We start from the raw sequence: 17465 nt of genomic DNA on the forward strand, positions 1-17465 counted from the left end.
ACAAAATGACCTTGCTCAAACAGCTAATCTTGTTGATTGTGGCTTTATTTATATTTCTGTTCGCAGGTACGGTGTATCTGAATGCAGAAAATTCCCGGGCATTTATCTCCGAACAATTGGCCACCATCGCTCAGGATGCTGCTACCTCATTGGGCATGCAGCTATCCCCGTTGATTCTGGATAAAAATAATCAGGTTTTTGTCGAAAGAACGGTTGATGCTGTTTTCGACAGTGGCTATTACCGCTCGATACAGATTCACGATATGGAAGGGCGTTCCTTGATTGCAAAACAGGCCGGGACTCAGGTGAATAATGTCCCTGACTGGTTTATCCGCTTGTTTCCGATTGAAACGCCGGTGGGAGAAGCGTTGATGACCACGGGCTGGCAGCAGGCGGGTGTGGTCAAAATCGCGGCGAACCCCGGCATTGCCTATGCCTCACTGTGGGCGAGTAGCATGAACGCCTTGTACTGGTTTCTGGGAGCTTCATTACTGACTTTGTGCGTGGGCTTACTGGTGTTGCATTACGTCTTGCGACCCTTGAGAGACGTGGAAATGCAGGCTCTGGCAATTTGTAATCGTGAATACCCCGATCCGGCCAAATTGCCCTGGACGCTGGATCTGCGCAGCGTGGTGCAGGCGATGAACCGCATGACTCAAAAAGTAAAAGAAATGTTTGCCGAGCAAGCGGCCAGCATTGAGCGAATGCGAGCTGAAGCGTATCTCGATACCTTAACCGGATTGGCCAATCGCCGGTATTTTGATTTGCATGTGAAGCAATTGATGGAAGCCGATGAGCCGTTGGCGCGAGGAGCTTTGCTATTTCTTGAAATCAGTCATCTGAAAGAGATCAATGATCAGAAGGGTTTCCGGGTCGTTGACCAATTGCTGGTTGAGACCGGGGCGCTGATTAAAACCCTATTGCTTGAGCATGCCGATAGCGAGGCTTTTGCTGCCAGAATGAGTGGCAACACTTTTGCGGTCTTTATGGCTGGAGTTGAACAAGAAAAAGCCAGGCAAATGGGCAACACGCTTGCGCATCGCCTAAGTACTTTGTTCGAGCGCGGCTTAACGCCGTACAGTGATGTTGGCCATTTGGGAATGGCGATGTTCCATGGGCAAAAAATCAATAAATGGCTATCAGAGGTCGACCTGGCCTTGCGCACCGCACAAGGAGAAGGCCCTAATGCCATGCATTTCTTTGCCCCAGAAGAATTAGCCGGTCATGGTGCGCTGAGCGCTTCACAATGGAAAGCAGTGCTGTTGGAGGCACTCAATGCCCAGCGCGTCGAGCTGTATACCCAGCTTGTGCAAGATTGTGATGCACAATTGATCCATCGTGAAGTGTTCCTGCGTCTACGTGATGAGTCGGGCGAGCAAATTCCTGCCGGATTATTTGTACCAATGGCAAAACGACACGGCTTGATTCAAGAGTTTGATCGGGTCGTGATTGATTTATGCCTCAAGGAGCTGGCTAAAGATGCTGATTTGCATCTGGCAATCAATCTGTTCCCGGCTTCAATTTCTCACCCCGAATTTGTGGCCTGGATTCGGCAAAAACTGGCGGCCCAACCTGCCTTGGGGCAGCAGCTCTGTTTTGAATTGCCTGAAACGGAGGCCGTGAATCAACTGGATGATTTGCACGCGTTTATTGATGAGTTGGCGGTATTTGGTGTGAAATTTGGTCTGGACAATTTTGGCCGGGGATTTAGCTCTTTCAGCTACTTAAGTGCATTAAGAGTTCAATACTTGAAAGTGGACGGCTCGTTTAGTAAGGACGTGGACCAGAACCGTGAGCACCAGTTCTTTATGGATGCCATGGTCAAGATTGCCCACGGTCTGGATTTGCAGGTGATTGCGAAATCGGTTGAAACTAAGGCAGAGCAGGAGACCCTGCTCTCCTTGCGGGTTGATGGCTTGCAGGGCTTTGGTATCGCCGGGACTGAGCTTTGGAAAACTGCGCCTAGTTTGTAGTTTTATGGGGTATTGCTCTGTATGAATTGCTGATATTGCCTTTGGTGGCTATACCCATAGACAGTTAATGTATAGATCTCTATCGTTGCTCTAAGCTAGCGCTACAGATCTGCCCTAGGAACCAGTAGTGGACGACTTTATTGAGCTGCTCAATGTTGGTTGTTGGCTTGTTGCTCCAGCGCGTAGATGAAGCGCTGGAGCAAGTTTTCATTCTGGCTGGAAAGCTGTGCAAATTTGCAGCCAGTACGAATGGTTTTAATGCCGTTAGCCAAAGTAATCTCGGATTGTTTGCCAACGAGCAGCTTGCAATGCACCGCGCCGATTCCGGGTAACTCCAGTCGGCAACCGGCAAACTCATTCCCTTCTTGCAAATCAACATCTGGGCTAAAGCCGATCAGGCCTATCCCGCCAACGCTAATATCAATCACGGCAATCATGACCTCAGCATTATCCCGCATTCTGATAAAACAGCGAGTGCTTACTGAATGCGGAATGGGGATGCGATATGTATCTCGGCGTTGCATGGCGTTGGTCATCATTTTTCGCTTATTCAATATCAGAATAGTAGCTCTTTGATTTCATCCAGCGGCTGAGCTTCAGCATCTGTCGAGCCACCACCACCGCCTAAGCCCAGTTCACTATTGGTATTGGGAAATTCTTGCAAATAGTATTCAACCAAAGTACCGCGCTCAGTTTCAATGCTTTTGCTCAGAATGCCGTCGGGTACAATTTTTGGCGTTTCCGGCACATTCCGTAGCGCACTGCTCATGAAATTAACCCAAACGGGTAGTGCAGCCGCTCCGCCTGTTTCTCTGGCCCCTAAAGAGCGTGGCTGATCAAAACCGATCCAGGTTACGGCGACCAATTTCGGGCTATAGCCAGCAAACCACGCGTCAAATGCATCATTGGTCGTGCCTGTCTTACCTGCTAGGTCATTCCGTCCCAAGGCCTTGGCTTTTGTAGCGGTACCCATTTTAATCACATCTTCCATCATGCTGGTCATGATGAAGGCATTGCGAGGATCCAGCGTTCTGACCGCATTTTTTCCAGCAACTTCGGCCTGGGTCTGTGCTAGTACTTTGCCTTTGCCGTCTTCAATCCGGTCCACAAAATAAGACCGAACGCGGTAGCCTGAATTAGCAAAAACCGCATAGCCCTCGGCCATTTGCAGTGGCGTTACGCTGCCTGCACCCAAGGCCATGGTGAGGTAGGGTGGATGGTTTTTGGGAGGAAAGCCAAATCGTGTCAGATGCTGTTGGGCGTAGTCGGTGCCGATGGCTTGCAAAATACGGATTGATACCAGATTTTTTGACAAAGTCAGCGCTTTTCGCACCGAGGTCATCCCCGAGAAGCTGCCATCATAGTTTTTGGGTTCCCAGCTTTGACCGTTAAGTTGTGAGGCGGCAATCACCAATGGGGCATCATTGATCTGGGTGGAGGGGGTGATCCCGCGTTCAAGTGCGGCCGAGTAAATAAATGGTTTGAAGCTTGAGCCGGGCTGGCGCCAAGCCTGCGTCACATGATTGAAATGATTACGATTGTAATCAAAGCCGCCAACCAGTGCCTGGATGGCCCCTTGCTGTGGGTCTATCGCAACGAGTGCTCCTTCTACTTGCGGTAGCTGGCGGATAACCCAACCTTTTTCGCTGGCACGTAGCCGGATAATTGCGCCTGGTCTGATACGGTTGGCGGGCGCATTTTTCTCCGATAAAGCATTCCGGGCAAATTTAAGGCCTTGACCTTGAATGCTAACTTGTTCGTCCCCTTTAATGTAGGCCGTTACGGCTTGGCTGGAGGCACTAATGACGACAGCAATGCGCAGATCGTCTGCCTCTTTGATATTACTGAGTGCGTCATCCAGCTGCTCTTCGGCACCTGGAGTGAGTAGCGCCGGATCAAGAAATCCTTCCGGACCACGGTAGCCGTGGCGATTGTCATAATCTATCAGGCCTTCACGTAATGATTCGTAAGCGGCTTGTTGCAATTGGCTATTGATGGTTGTGTAAACTTGGAAGCCTTCACTATAGATTGCTTCTTTGTAGCGCTCGTACATCATTTGTCTCACCATCTCGGCCACATATTCTGCATGGATGGGATATTGCTGCGCAGTGCGAAGGACATTAATTGGCGCAGTTTTGGCGTTTTCGTATTCGCTGTCAGAAATTGATTTCAATTCATGCATGCGACGTAAGACATACATTTGTCTTAATTTTGCACGTTTTGGATTTACTACCGGATTATACGCCGAAGGGGCTTTGGGCAGGCCGGCCAGCATGGCCATTTCTGCATGATTGAGTTGTGATAGGGATTTGCCAAAATAAATCTGGGCAGCAGATGCAAAGCCGTAAGCTCGTTGCCCAAGATAGATCTGGTTTATGTATAACTCTAAAATTTGATCTTTTGATAAGTTATGCTCTATTTTGAATGACAGTAGCGCTTCATTAAATTTGCGCGTAAATGTTTTTTCATTCGATAAATAAAAATTTCGAGCTACCTGCATGGTGATCGTACTCGCACCAGAACGAGCTTGTCCAGAGGTTAAATTGCCAAGTATGGCGCGCATCACACCTAGATAGTCAATGCCGCCATGCTGGTAAAAACGCTCATCTTCTGCGGCAAGCAAAGCCTGAATCATCGGCTTTGGTACTTGATTAATAGGGGTAAAAGCTCGACGCTCTTCGCCAAACTCGCCGATTAGTACCTTGTCTTGCGTAAATATTCGTAGCGGCACTTTGGGTTTGTAGTCAGTTAGTGCCTCCAGCGATGGTAGCTTGGGGTATGTAATTGCGACAGCCATTGCTGATAAGCAAACAGCCACTAAGGCTAAGCCCACAATTACTGCGATCAGTGCTAAAAATATTTTCTTTGTCATTGCAGTAGTGATTGTTTGTTTATAAAGTTCAATCTAAGGTGTTAATGTACGTCGAATACGGGTTTGTTGCAAAAAGCGTGTCACCTAAAAGGCTTTCTTTACACTCGATCTGGTACGCTGATAGCATTTTTTAATTGCATATAAGGGGACTAGTGCGTTGAACCTCGATTTTTTAAAGCCATCAGCTCCTCCACTCATTGGTGTAGACATCAGCGCGTCAGCCGTGAAAATGGTTGAGCTGAGCCAGACGGGGCGCAATTTTAGCTTAGACCGCTATGTAATTGAGCCATTGCCAAAAGATGCTGTCACTGATAGTAATATCACCAACCCTGAAGCGGTGGCTGAGGCCATTCAGCGGGCATGGAAGCAGATGGGCTGCAACATCAAGAATGTCGCCATCGCCCTGCCCGCGTCTGCCGTGATTACGAAAAAAATTCTCGTTGCAGCTGGCATGAGCGAGCGCGACTTGGAAATGCAAGTTGAAACTGAAGCCAATCAATATATTCCTTTTTCACTGGATGAAGTCAACCTCGATTTTCAGGTTCTAGGCCCTGCGCCCAATAATCCGGATGAAGAAGAGGTGCTCATCGCTGCGGCCAAAAAGACCAAGGTCGACGAGCGCGTTGCTGCGATTGAGGAGGCTGGTCTGCGCGCATCCGTGCTTGATGTCGAGTCTTATGCAACTCAAGCTGCTTTCGAGTTGATGAGGCCGCAGTTACCAAATGGTGGTGAAAATCAGATCGTCGCAGTTGTTGACATTGGTGCAACAGCAATGCATATGAACATCTTCAAGGATGGGCAGTCGATTTATAGCCGGGATCAAGGGTACGCAGGTAATCAACTTACGCAGGAAATTCAGCGCAAGTTCAATATGTCGTCAGAGGAAGCAGAGCATGCCAAGCGCCAAGGCGGCTTGCCAGATAATTATGAGCCCGACGTATTGCAGCCATTTATGGATACTATGGCACTTGAGATTTCTCGATCCTTGCAATTTTTCTATACGTCGAGTAACTACACAACAGTTGACCATATTTTGCTAGCGGGTGGATGTAGCGTAATTCATGGTTTGGATGAGGCCGTTTCAAGTCGAACTCAAGTCGCAAGTACAATGCGCGCCAATCCATTTTTTAGTATGTCGACGGGCAAGGTGCGAGGAAAGCAGATTCAGCTTGATGCGCCTTCCTTGCTCATAGCGTGTGGCTTGGCTATGCGGAGGTTTGATCCAGCATGATAAGAATTAATCTTTTGCCTCATCGGCAAGAAAAAAGGCAGGCAAAACAAAAGCGCTTTGTAGCTCTAATGATATTTACATTCATTGCTGCTAGTGCAATTGTTGCTGCTGGCTACTTGGCTTTGGGGGCGCGGATCGAATCTCAGAATGAAAGAAATGAGTTCTTGGTTGCGGAAAATACCAAACTTGAGAAGGAAATTGCAGAGATTGAGAAGCTGAAAACAGAAAAGCAGGCATTGCTCGATCGCAAGCTAATTGTCGAGCGTTTACAATCAAATAGAACGGAAACTGTTCGTTTGATGGATCAATTAACACGCCAGGTTCCAGAAGGAATCTATCTGAAAGACGTAAAACAAAAAGATGACCAGCTGGTTTTAAATGGATATGCGCAGTCTAATGCTCGTGTTTCTACATTAATGCGTAATCTGAATGATTCTGCAACGTTTGAACAGCCTTTACTGATTGAAGCTAAAGCGGCAAATGTTGGTAACCAGCGATTATCTGATTTTACTTTGAATATAAAAGTAACGCGTCTAGTTACTGAAGCTTCTGCTGTAGCTTCACAACCACTTCGTAAGCAAGGGGGTTGAGAATGTCAATTACATTTGACGAACTTAAGAGTCTAGATCCAAAGGAGGCTGGTAATTGGCCTATGCCCGTACAGTTCGGTGCAATGGGTTTGCTCCTAGTTGTTATTGTTGCTTTGGGTGTTTTTTATTTTTGGCAGCCACAGTTTGAGGAGCTTGATCAAGGCGTTCAAAAGGAAGAGCAGCTGAAACAAGAGTTTCTTGAGAAGAAGAAGAAAGCAATTAATCTTGAAGCATATAGACAACAGCTGTTGGAAATTCAACAGTCATTTGGTGCTCTATTAAAGCAATTGCCCAATAAATCTGAAATGGAAACGCTACTCACAGAAATTAACCAGGCAGGTGTGGGGCGGGGTTTATTATTCGAGTTATTTAAGCCAAATGCGGAAGTGAAAACGTCTGAATTTGCTGAAATGCCAATTCAGATCAAGGTGAGTGGAACCTATCATGATTTGTCCGCTTTTGTTAGTGACGTGGCACAATTGTCACGGATTGTCACTTTGAGTGATGTGCAGATTTCTGCTGTCTCAGAACAGGGGAATAAGCCAGCACCTCAAAAAGATAAAATGGGCAACAGTATTGTTGTAAAAGATGTTGATCTGCTTGTTATGGAAGCGACAATAAAGACATACCGCGCCTTAGATGAAGCAGAGTTGCAGGCTATTCGCCAAGCCGAGTTGGATGCTCGGAAGAAAAAGCGGCAGTAATGTCCTATCCGGAGAATAAATAATGAAAAGATGGATTTTACTGAGTCTATTAACTACCGCTCTTGCGGGGTGTATAGGTGAGGAAAATAGCGATCTAAAAGCTTGGATGGTTGAGCAGTCCGAGGGCTTACGTGGGCGCGTAGAGCCTTTGCCTGAGGTCAAACCATATGAGCCTTTTGCTTACGATGCTTTTGGTCTGCCTGATCCATTTAAACCTAGCAAGATGGAGTTGGCTAAGAAGGGTAACGGTAGTGGAATTGCACCAAATAGAGATAGGGTAAAAGAGGTTCTAGAGAATTATGACCTTGAAAAGCTTCGTATGGTTGGCACTTTACAACAAGGCAAAACTGTGCATGCGCTGATAAAGGCTCCCGATGGTAATCTATACCGTGTCAAAGTGGGAAGCTATATGGGACAAGATTTTGGCATGGTGATGACTGTTAATGAGACAGAAATTACATTGAAAGAAATCGTAGAAGACAGTGGTGGTGATTGGGTTGAGCGTACCACAACCCTCGGCTTAGATGACTCGGAGCAAAAGAAATGAAAATGACTAAAATACTGAGCCGTTTTACTCAGATTGCCTTGATGTTAATCGCTCCTTTTGCGATAGCAGCAGAATTGTCGAGCATTACTGCTATTGAAGTGAGTAATATTAGTGCAGAAAAACAGATTGTAAAGATTACTTTCAATGGTGCTCCTCCTGCGCCCACGAGTTTCTCTGTTAATAGCCCTCCTCGAATTGCATTTGATTTTGCTAATACATCAAATCAAGCTGGTCAAAGTGCAGTGCAGGTTAATGGTGCTGCATTGCGCTTAATTAATATCGCAGAAGGTACGGGTAGAACTAGGCTGGTATTTAATTTACAGAAGCCTGCATCCTATGAAACCAAAGTTGAAAATAATGCACTCTTAATTTCAATTGATGGCGCAGCTTCTGGTGCTATTTCTGCTAAAAACAGTGCCCCCACACGAAGTAATGTCCAATTTGCTGAGAGTAAGGTAACTGGCAAACGCGAAGGGATTCAAGATATTGATTTTCGTCGTGGTAGCGCGGGTGAGGGAAAAGTTATTATTGATTTGTCAAGTTCAAACGTGGGTATTGATATTCGGCAGCAAGGTAAGAAACTGTTAGTTGAATTTGCTAAGGTTGGTTTACCGAAAAATTTAGAGCGTAGTTTGGATGTTGCAGATTTCGGCACGCCTATTCAAAAGGTTGATACTTTTGGGCAGGGTGATACGGTGAAAATGCTAATTGAGCCCAGAGGTAATTGGGAGTATTCCGCGTATCAAACCGAGAATCGCTTTGTGGTCGAAGTGCGAGACGCTTCCGATGCAAAATCAAAGACCGCTCAAAGCAGACCTAATTACAAAGGCGAGAAATTATCTTTGAACTTTCAAAGTGTTGAAATACGCACTGTTTTGCAAGTAATCGCAGAATTTACTGGCCTTAATATTATTACAAGCGATACTGTGAGTGGCACGTTAACCTTACGGTTGAAAGATGTGCCTTGGGATCAGGCTCTTGATATTATTTTACAAGCAAAAGGTTTGGATCAACGTAAATCTGGCAATGTGATGTGGATCGCTCCTCGTGATGAATTGGCATCGAAAGAGAAACAGGAGCTGGAGTCTAAAAAGCAAATTGCTGAACTTGAGCCAACTCGCACCGAGTACTTTGACCTGAAATACAGCAAAGCAGATGATTTCAAGAAAGTTTTGACCGATGAGAAACAGAAATTACTTTCTCCTCGTGGTAGTGCAGTGATTGTGCCTCGGACTAATCAGGTTATCGTGCAAGATATTCCATCAAAATTGGAACAAATTCGTGAGCTGATTACAAAAACAGATATCCCCGTTCGTCAGGTTATGATTGAAGCACGTATTGTTGAGGCTGAGGATGGTTTCAGCCGTAATCTTGGGGTTAAGTTTCATGGTTTGTTTGCCAATAAACACGGTGGGGTTTCAGGGGGATTGACGACTAAAGATTACACATCTACTGGTGGATCGACTTATCCTGGTCCCGCTTTAGCTGGTGATACACCCTCTGTAAATCTGCCTGCAGGAAAGATTGGCGGTTTTGACCCTGGTTCGATTGCAATGTTATTGGCAGGCTCTGATGGTTTGTTGGGGCTGGAGCTAACTGCTCTTGAACAAGATGGTAAAGGTAAAGTAGTTTCAAGCCCAAGACTTGTAACTGCAGATCAAGTGGAAGCGATTATTGAAGATGGTGAGGAAATTCCATATACCGAATCATCGCAAAATGGTGCAACATCCATTTCATTCAAGAAAGCAACGCTGTCCTTAAAGGTGACCCCACAAATTACGCCTGACGGAAATGTTTTCATGGATGTAGCAGTGAATAAAGATACTCGCGGTGATGACACTATCAGTGGCCCTGCAATTAATACAAAGCAAATCAAAACGAAAGTCTTGGTTGAAAATGGTGGGACTGTTGTGATTGGTGGTATTTATCTCGAAGAAGGTAAGAATACAGTTACTCAAGTTCCACTGCTGGGTGATATACCAATGGTAGGTAATTTATTTAAGAACAGAACCAACTTTACCCAAAAACGTGAACTGTTGATTTTCCTTACGCCTCGTGTATTGCAGTCAGACTTGACATTGCGTTGACCGCAATAGCATCGCTAAGCGAAGTAGTTTCAAGTAAAATGCCTGGTATGAAAATGCCAGGCAATTTTTTTTTGGTCGGCCTAATGGGGGCTGGCAAGACGACGGTAGGTCGTGCGCTCGCTAAAGCAGCGGGAAAGACATTTCATGATTCCGATCATGAAATTGAAGCCCGTACAGGCGCGCGTATACCTACTATTTTTGAAATGGAAGGCGAGGTCGGTTTTCGCCAGCGCGAGGCTGAGGCGATTGCCGAGTTAACGCAATTAAAAAATATTGTGTTAGCGACAGGCGGTGGTGCGGTCCTTAATCCGGTCAACCGGGCTCATTTGCGGCGTAATGGCTATGTGATTTATTTATGTGCAACGCCGGAAGAGCTTTATCAGCGCACTTGCCACGATAAAAACCGCCCATTGCTACAAACAGCAGACCCCAAAGCCCGCCTTGCCGAGCTATACGCTATCCGGGATCCACTTTATCGCGAGGTTGCCGATCTGGTGATGGATACCAGCCAGCAAAGCGTCAATTCCCTTCTGCAACTTCTTCTCAAAGAGCTGGAACGAAAATCATGACCCGTGTTGTTCATGTGGATATTGCCCACGCACCTTACGATATTCTAATTGGCCGCGATTTGCTGTCCCAGGCTGAAAAAATTAGCGGCTTGCTGCCCCAGCCACGAGTCGCGATTGTTACCAATACCACCATTGCGCCGCTGTATTTGGCTGGGCTGGTTGAATCATTGCAGGCACAAGGTATTCAATGCCAGCAAATCATTTTGCCCGATGGAGAGAAATATAAAACCTGGGAATCTCTCAATCTGATCATGGATGCTTTGCTGACCGAGCGTGCCGAACGTAAAACCACGCTGATTGCCTTGGGTGGTGGTGTGATTGGCGATATGACCGGTTTTGCCGCTGCAATTTACCAGCGTGGCGTGCCATTTATTCAAATCCCAACGACCTTGCTAGCGCAGGTTGATTCGTCGGTTGGTGGTAAAACGGCTATCAATCATCCGCTAGGCAAAAACATGATTGGTGCTTTTTACCAGCCGCGATTGGTGTTGGCCGATCTTGGCAGCCTAAATACTTTGCCTGACCGTGAGTTCTCGGCGGGCATGGCTGAAGTCATCAAGTATGGTTTGATTGATGATCCGGATTTTCTGCTGTGGCTGGAAGAAAATATCGACGGCATTATGGCGCGCGAGGAGCAACTACTGGCTGAAGCCATTGAACGCTGTTGCCAGAATAAGGCACGTATCGTTGCTGCCGACGAAAAAGAAACTGGGCAGCGTGCTTTGCTTAATTTGGGCCATACTTTTGGCCATGCAATCGAAGCTGGCCTAGGTTATGGTGCCTGGCTGCATGGTGAGGCGGTGGCTGCCGGTATGGTATTGGCGGCTTATGCTTCGCAAGCCATCGGTCATTTAAGTGTGCAGGATGTGGAGCGAGTGATTGTCTTGCTGCAAAAAGCCCGTTTACCAGTCGTCTCGCCAGCATTGGGGGTAGAGCGCTATAAGGCTCTGATGGCGCAAGACAAAAAGGTTGATGCTGGCCGCATTAAATTTATTCTGCTGCGCCAGCTGGGTGAAGCTTATATTGGCGAATTGCCTGAGTCAGTCATTGATGCGGCGTTGCTGGCGGGTTGCGAAGCAGTCAGATAATCTTGCAAAGTAATAGCTAAAGCGGCTTTGGCCTTATCCAGCGATAGGGACAAGCCGCTTTTTTCATCCGAGCTGAGCGGGCTCACAATCAGCTCGAATACCTGATGTAGCTGGATATTGTTCGCACTGCCAGCCAAAAACCATTCGCCGTCACGATTGGATTCTACCCAATTACGCTCAGCCATCTGCTCTAGCAAATACTGCGTGGCATCGACCCCTAAGCCAACGCGCTTGCGCAAATCATTGATGTGCAAAATCACCGAGTTTTGATGCGCCAGCGCCAGCTCGCTCAGAATGCGCATCGCTTGCTCAAAGCGGGTGCCGTGATGCTCGTCCCACTGCCAGCCATCGTTATGCCAGTACGATAGCGTGGCCGAAATCACGGCCCCTGCTAGCACAATCACCCAGCACACGTAGAGCCAGAGTAGAAAAATCGGGAAGCTGGCAAATGCACCATAAACCAGCTTGTAGGTGCCAAACTGTTTTAAATACAAGGCAAACAGCCACTTCATCAGCTCAAGAAAAACCGCCGTGATCAGTGCCGCTGTCAGCGCGTGGTTGCGCGGAACAAAGCAATTGGGCAGCGCCAGGTAGAGCAAACTCAAGGTGCCAACAACCAGAATCATCGGGCCTATTTTAATGAAGTCCACGCCAAATCCACCGGCCAGGCCGCCTGCCTGGTAAGACAGCCAGTTGGTGAGTGATAGGCTTAAGCCGATCAGCAATGGTGCCAGTGTCAGCGTCGCCCAGTAAGTCAGCGTGCGGGAAAGCAGCTTTCTTTGTCGCCGTACCCGCCAGATATTATTGACCGACTTTTCAATTGTCACCATCAGCAAAATTGCCGTCGCCAATAGACCAATCATCCCGAAAGTGGTTAGGCGATCGGCATTGTCGGCAAACTGGCGCATGTAAACGCCAACGACTTTGCCTGCCGCATCGGGAACCAGATTGGTAATAATAAAGCCGCGAAAACGGCTGCTGATGCCGCTGAACATCGGAAATGCCGAGATCACGGTCAGCGCAATCGTAAATAGCGGAACGACGGCCAGTAGCGTGGTATAGGTTAGGCTGCCAGCGGTTTCTAGGCAGCGGTCGGCGTACAGTCTGCGGCCGACAAAACGGGAAAAACCGATGATTCTGCGCCACAGTGGTAGCGTGGATGTGTCCGACATGATCGCGTCTGAGAGCTTGAATCCCTTTATAATACCGCAAACTCTGAACAGGCCTGATCATGACTGAAATATTGGTGTTGTATTACTCAACGCACGGCGCTACGCGGCAAATGGCACAGCTGATTGCGCGTGGTGTCGAATCGGCGGCTGGCGCAAGCGTGCGTTTACGTACTGTCCCGCGCGTTTCTACCGTCTGCGAAGCCATCGAGGCGGCGATTCCTGACGCGGGTGCGCCTTATGTTGAGCTTAAAGATTTGCAGGAATGCGCTGGCCTTGCGCTCGGTAGCCCGACGCGCTTTGGCAATATGGCCGCACCGATGAAGTATTTCTGGGATTCAACCATTGCCGAATGGCTGCAAGGCACGCTGATCGGCAAGCCAGCCAGCGTTTTCACCAGCTCAGGCACTTTGCACGGCGGGCAAGAGTCGACCCTGCTGACCATGATGCTGCCGCTGTTGCACCACGGCATGCTGATTGTCGGCACGCCGTATTCGGAAAACGCGCTGATGTCGACCACTACCGGCGGAACGCCCTACGGTGCAAGCCATTGGGCTGGCACTGAGTCGAACCAGCCCATCTCGGACGCCGAGCGGCAGCTCTGCATTGCGCAGGGCAAGCGGCTCGCCGAGATTGCTCTGAAGCTAAGCACGGAAAAATCATCATGACTTTGAGCCCGAAGCAATTGCCGATCTGGCAATGGATCACTGTTGCCTGCGTACTGGGTATGGTATTGCTCACAATGCTATGGGAGCTGTGGCTTTCACCGCTATACCCCGGAGGTTCCTGGCTGGCCGCCAAAGCACTGATTATGCTATTGCCGCTACGCGGCCTCTTGCATGGCCGCCGTTATACCTTTCAGTGGTACACGATGTTCGTGCTGCTCTGGCTACTCGAAGGCATCATGCGCGCCTATGCCGAAACCGGCCTCGGCCGCTGGTTGGCGTGCATTCAAGTGTTTTTGGTCGTCGTGAGTTATACGACAGCGAATCTGTACGCCAAATATTCACGTCCGAGTATTTTGGCGAAGTATCAGGCGGATTTAGGATAGCCTAGTCGAAGGCGTAATTTGTCATTAGGCGGCTACATCATTGAGGGCGGTGCTAGTGTGAGCGTTAAATATATTATTGGTTTAATTGCGGACATGATGACTCTATTTGGGTTATCTGGATTTTTTACGTGGGCATTTGTGCGCCGCGGTGTGGAGGGGCAAGCGCCGTCAGATATTGGAATTTCAGTGTTTGCTTTTGCTGTGAAGTGTTTCATAAGTATTGCAGCGATATGTTTGCTCCTCGTTCCTGCATTTTTTCTCCATATTTTTGTCATCATGGTTATTTCTGGACAATATGGTGTTGGAGATTCGCTGTGGAATGACCAAAAAATGCTGGCATATACTGCAAGTTATATTTTGAATTGCTTGTGGTTTATTCCTATGTCTATTCTTTCAATTAGTTCTGTTTTTATGTGGTCGTTAGACCCGTTTCGGCGGTTTTATCGTGCTTTTACATCTCAATAGCGAAGTTTTGTCACGAACATACATGTATTCTTTATACCATACCCTGGTATGTCTCTGAGGCTGGCCTGCTATTTACCCTTTATTGATATACCCATAGAAAAGCCCCGCCAGATTGGCGGGGCTTTATTTTTGCTTGGGTAGCTTAGGTGGCTGTTTTCGGTAAAAACAGCATTAAGTTTGAAGCGGCAGGCTTGTGGCCTTGGCCTCGCGGCGGGTCGAGGTAAAACCCGCCGTTCCCGATGATGCAAAAGGGGAGGGCTACACGGGTTGAGGGTGAACTCGTTCCGCATTGCTTTGAATCTTGTTCAGCGCCGAAATATACGCTTTGGCGCTGGCAACAATAATGTCGGTATCCGCGCCCTGGCCGTTGACGATGCGGCCATCTTTGGATAGGCGCACGGTTACTTCGCCCTGGCTGTCGGTACCGGCGGTGATCGCGTTGACCGAATACAGCTGCAGCTCGGCACCGCTATTGAATAGCGATTCGATGGCTTTAAATGTCGCGTCCACCGTGCCGTCGCCCTGCGCCGTCGCGCGGCGTTCAACGCCCGCTTCGGTAATCACCAAATCGGCTTGCGGCGTTTCGCCGGTTTCCGACACGACTTTCAGTGACACCAGTTTGAAGTGTTCCTGCTCGATGGAAATCAGCTCGTCCGATACCAAGGCGTGCAAATCCTCGTCAAAAATCTCACGTTTTTTATCGGCCAGTGCTTTAAAGCGTGCAAACGCAGCGTTCAAGGCTTCTTCTGAGTCAATCTGAATGCCCAGCTCGGCCAGTTTGGTTTTGAAGGCATTGCGGCCCGAGAGTTTGCCCAGACTCAAACGGTTCGTGCTCCAGCCTACTGATTCAGCGCTCATGATTTCGTATGTTTCACGATGTTTGAGTACGCCGTCCTGATGAATGCCTGATTCGTGCGCAAATGCATTGGCGCCGACAATCGCTTTATTGGGCTGAACCGGATAGCCGGTAATCGTTGAAACCAGCTTGCTAGTCGGTACGATTTGCGTCGCGTCCACATTGCATTCAACGCCGAAAATATCGTGGCGGGTACGGGTGGCCATCACGATTTCTTCCATCGCCGCATTGCCTGCGCGCTCGCCCAAACCGTTGATCGTGCATTCAACCTGACGTGCGCCGCCCAATACGGCGGCGAGCGAGTTGGCCACGGCCATGCCCAAATCGTTATGACAGTGCGCAGACCAGATGACTTTATCGCCACCCGGTGTTTTGGCAATCAGCTCACGGAAAAAAGCTTCGGTGCGTTGTGGTACGGCGTAGCCAACGGTATCGGGCACGTTCAAAGTCGTTGCACCCGCTTCGATCACCGCGCCAAAAATGCGAGCGAGAAAATCAATGTCCGAACGCAATGCATCTTCTGCCGAAAACTCAACGTCATCCGTATATTCGCGCGCCATTTTGACGGCTTTCACTGCGGCTTCAACGACCTGATCCGGCGTCATGCGCAGCTTGTGTTCCATGTGGATCGGGCTAGTCGCGATAAAGGTGTGGATCCGGCCACGTTTGGCGTCTTTAATTGCTTCACCAGCGGCGCGCACATCACGCTCGTTGGCGCGCGCCAAAGAACAGACGGTGCTGTTTTCGATGATGCCAGCGATGGTTTTGATCGCATCGGCATCGCCCGGGCTGGCGGCGGCAAAACCAGCTTCGATCACGTCAACGCCGAGTTTTTCGAGCTGGCGCGCGATACGGATTTTTTCTTCTTTGGTCATCGACGCGCCGGGCGATTGTTCGCCGTCGCGCAAGGTGGTGTCGAAAATGACCAAACGGTTGTTGTTGCGATCGCTCATGGTGTTCTCCTGTTGCTGAGTCAGGGCGGTTGACGCGCCTGTCATATAGTTCTGGATATTGAAACTGCGGCCTTGGCTTGTGGCCAATTTGGCCAGCTTGTCCACTTGGGTGAGTGGCAAGCTGCCGCGTTCACGCCATTTATAAATCGCTGCGCGGGACACCGGATCAGCTGGAAACAGGCTATTGAGCTGTTCGGCCAGATTACTTGGTCCACCAAAATCAGCAATTAGACGATCAATGTCTAATGACACAGTGTGCTCCTTCGCGTTGATGGGTTTAGATTAGATATTTTTAGACTTAGTGTCAAATAATTTCGACGAAAAAATAGCGGCCTTGTTGCGTTGGCCGCTATTGTGCGATGTCCAAGTAGTAAAATTAGACTATTTGTCTGATTTTACTGCTGCTACAGGCTGCTTTTTGATCAAACGCCACAACCAGTACAGATAACCCGACGCTGCGTAGCAAATAAAGAAGCTAAATAGCACCAGTGCTGGCCGTGATGCGCCGATGACCAGCACCAAGGTGGCGATCAGCAGCGAGACAAACGGCACCGTTTTGCGCATATGTAGCTCTTTAAAGCTCCAATACGGCACATTCGACACCATGGTTAGCCCGGCAAATAGCGTAAAAAACAGCGCGGTGTACGGCAGCAATTCGGCCAGTGGCGATAGATCATCGTGATATTCGATATTAATCCACACCAGCCCGGCGACGAGCGCTGCGGCGGCAGGGCTGGGCAAGCCCTGGAAGAAACGTTTGTCGACCACTGCAATATTGGTATTAAAACGTGCCAGACGCAGCGCAGCGCCTGCGCAGTAAATAAACGCCACGGCCCAGCCTAGCTTGCCAAAGCTCGATAAGCCCCAGGAATACATCACCAGTGCTGGTGCGACGCCGAACGACACCATATCGGACAAGCTATCAAATTGCGCGCCAAATTCGGATTGGGTATGGGTCATGCGTGCCACGCGGCCATCGAGCCCGTCCAGAATCATTGAGGCAAAAATCGCCAACGCGGCGTGTTCAAACTTGCCATTCATGGCTTGGACAATGGCGTAAAAACCGCCAAACAGTGCGGCCAGTGTAAATAGATTGGGCAGCAGATAAATGCCTTGGCGGCGCAGGTTTAACGAGGGCTTCGGATTGAGCGACATAATCTGGGCAAGGGCGGGTGAATAGACTTGTTGATTGTAACCGAGGCTAGGCTTGCTCGACAGTGTTGCGAGCAACTTGGCTTGCTGTACCTGCACTGCAAGCTTGGGCTCGGCATACGTTATAATCGGCGTTCCGATTGAAATTGAGGTGGGCA

At 48.7% G+C, this 17465-nt stretch carries 16 protein-coding genes; 11 read left to right on the forward strand and 5 right to left on the reverse strand.

Translation table 11 applies throughout. The annotated features are described in order from the left end of the window. Positions 1-5: 5 nt before the first annotated feature. Complete coding sequence (locus tag ABHF33_RS10775; protein WP_348943973.1) at positions 6-1973, forward strand: EAL domain-containing protein; 1968 nt, start codon at positions 6-8, stop codon at positions 1971-1973. 149 nt (positions 1974-2122) lie between these two features. On the opposite strand, the gene ABHF33_RS10780 is transcribed toward ABHF33_RS10775, so the two are convergent. Together ABHF33_RS10780 and ABHF33_RS10785 are read right to left on the reverse strand one after the other, a co-directional pair. After that, entirely contained in the window at positions 2123-2512 is a 390-nt protein-coding gene (locus ABHF33_RS10780) for a flagellar brake protein (RefSeq protein WP_348943974.1), read from the reverse strand. Between the two features lie 17 nt (positions 2513-2529). Further along, positions 2530-4845: a penicillin-binding protein 1A gene (locus ABHF33_RS10785; protein WP_348943975.1), complete on the reverse strand. Its 2316-nt coding sequence runs from the start codon at positions 4843-4845 to the stop codon at positions 2530-2532. A 157-nt stretch (positions 4846-5002) separates the two neighbouring features. Here ABHF33_RS10785 and ABHF33_RS10790 point away from each other — a divergent pair, with 157 nt between their 5' ends. Genes ABHF33_RS10790 through aroB form a run of 7 tightly spaced genes read left to right on the forward strand, consistent with a single transcriptional unit; the run spans position 5003 to position 11661 of the window. Continuing rightward, on the forward strand, positions 5003-6076 hold the full coding sequence (locus ABHF33_RS10790; protein WP_348943976.1) for a pilus assembly protein PilM: 1074 nt from the start codon (positions 5003-5005) through the stop codon (positions 6074-6076). Continuing rightward, a complete protein-coding gene (locus ABHF33_RS10795; RefSeq protein ID WP_348943977.1) occupies positions 6073-6666 on the forward strand; it encodes a PilN domain-containing protein in 594 nt (197 codons plus the stop codon). Before ABHF33_RS10790 ends, ABHF33_RS10795 begins: the two co-directional genes overlap by 4 nt. A gap of 2 nt (positions 6667-6668) precedes the next feature. Continuing rightward, a complete protein-coding gene (locus tag ABHF33_RS10800) occupies positions 6669-7370 on the forward strand; it encodes a type 4a pilus biogenesis protein PilO (RefSeq protein WP_348943978.1) in 702 nt (233 codons plus the stop codon). 22 nt (positions 7371-7392) lie between these two features. After that, complete coding sequence (locus ABHF33_RS10805; RefSeq protein WP_348943979.1) at positions 7393-7917, forward strand: pilus assembly protein PilP; 525 nt, start codon at positions 7393-7395, stop codon at positions 7915-7917. Continuing rightward, complete coding sequence (pilQ, locus tag ABHF33_RS10810; RefSeq protein ID WP_348943980.1) at positions 7914-10004, forward strand: type IV pilus secretin PilQ; 2091 nt, start codon at positions 7914-7916, stop codon at positions 10002-10004. The genes ABHF33_RS10805 and pilQ overlap by 4 nt, the downstream gene beginning before the upstream one ends. Positions 10005-10057: 53 nt before the next feature. Continuing rightward, entirely contained in the window at positions 10058-10573 is a 516-nt protein-coding gene (locus ABHF33_RS10815) for a shikimate kinase (RefSeq protein WP_348943981.1), read from the forward strand. Further along, entirely contained in the window at positions 10567-11661 is a 1095-nt protein-coding gene (gene aroB, locus ABHF33_RS10820) for a 3-dehydroquinate synthase (RefSeq protein ID WP_432803981.1), read from the forward strand. Before ABHF33_RS10815 ends, aroB begins: the two co-directional genes overlap by 7 nt. Here the strand turns inward: aroB and ABHF33_RS10825 are convergent. Next, entirely contained in the window at positions 11592-12833 is a 1242-nt protein-coding gene (locus tag ABHF33_RS10825) for a YihY family inner membrane protein (RefSeq protein ID WP_348943983.1), read from the reverse strand. The two genes, aroB and ABHF33_RS10825, sit on opposite strands and share 70 nt — an antisense overlap. A 59-nt stretch (positions 12834-12892) precedes the next feature. Here ABHF33_RS10825 and wrbA point away from each other — a divergent pair, with 59 nt between their 5' ends. Genes wrbA through ABHF33_RS10840 form a run of 3 tightly spaced genes read left to right on the forward strand, consistent with a single transcriptional unit; the run spans position 12893 to position 14346 of the window. Then, complete coding sequence (gene wrbA, locus ABHF33_RS10830) at positions 12893-13498, forward strand: NAD(P)H:quinone oxidoreductase (RefSeq protein WP_348943984.1); 606 nt, start codon at positions 12893-12895, stop codon at positions 13496-13498. Continuing rightward, positions 13495-13881, forward strand: coding sequence for a DUF2069 domain-containing protein (locus tag ABHF33_RS10835; protein ID WP_348943985.1), 387 nt, complete (start codon positions 13495-13497; stop codon positions 13879-13881). Before wrbA ends, ABHF33_RS10835 begins: the two co-directional genes overlap by 4 nt. Positions 13882-13899: 18 nt before the next feature. Next, entirely contained in the window at positions 13900-14346 is a 447-nt protein-coding gene (locus ABHF33_RS10840; protein WP_348943986.1) for a hypothetical protein, read from the forward strand. 258 nt (positions 14347-14604) lie between these two features. Here ABHF33_RS10840 and ABHF33_RS10845 read toward each other — a convergent pair whose 3' ends face one another. Continuing rightward, positions 14605-16407, reverse strand: a complete 1803-nt coding sequence (locus ABHF33_RS10845) for a 2-isopropylmalate synthase (protein WP_348943987.1) — start codon at positions 16405-16407, stop codon at positions 14605-14607. A gap of 129 nt (positions 16408-16536) precedes the next feature. Beyond that, positions 16537-17310 carry a CDP-diacylglycerol--serine O-phosphatidyltransferase gene (gene pssA, locus ABHF33_RS10850; RefSeq protein ID WP_348946630.1) on the reverse strand — a complete coding sequence of 258 codons (774 nt, stop codon included), beginning with the start codon at positions 17308-17310 and terminating at the stop codon, positions 16537-16539. Between the last annotated feature and the right edge of the window lie 155 nt (positions 17311-17465).

The sequence above is a fragment of the Chitinibacter sp. FCG-7 genome, from assembly GCF_040047665.1.
GTDB classification, from domain to species: domain Bacteria; phylum Pseudomonadota; class Gammaproteobacteria; order Burkholderiales; family Chitinibacteraceae; genus Chitinibacter; species Chitinibacter mangrovi.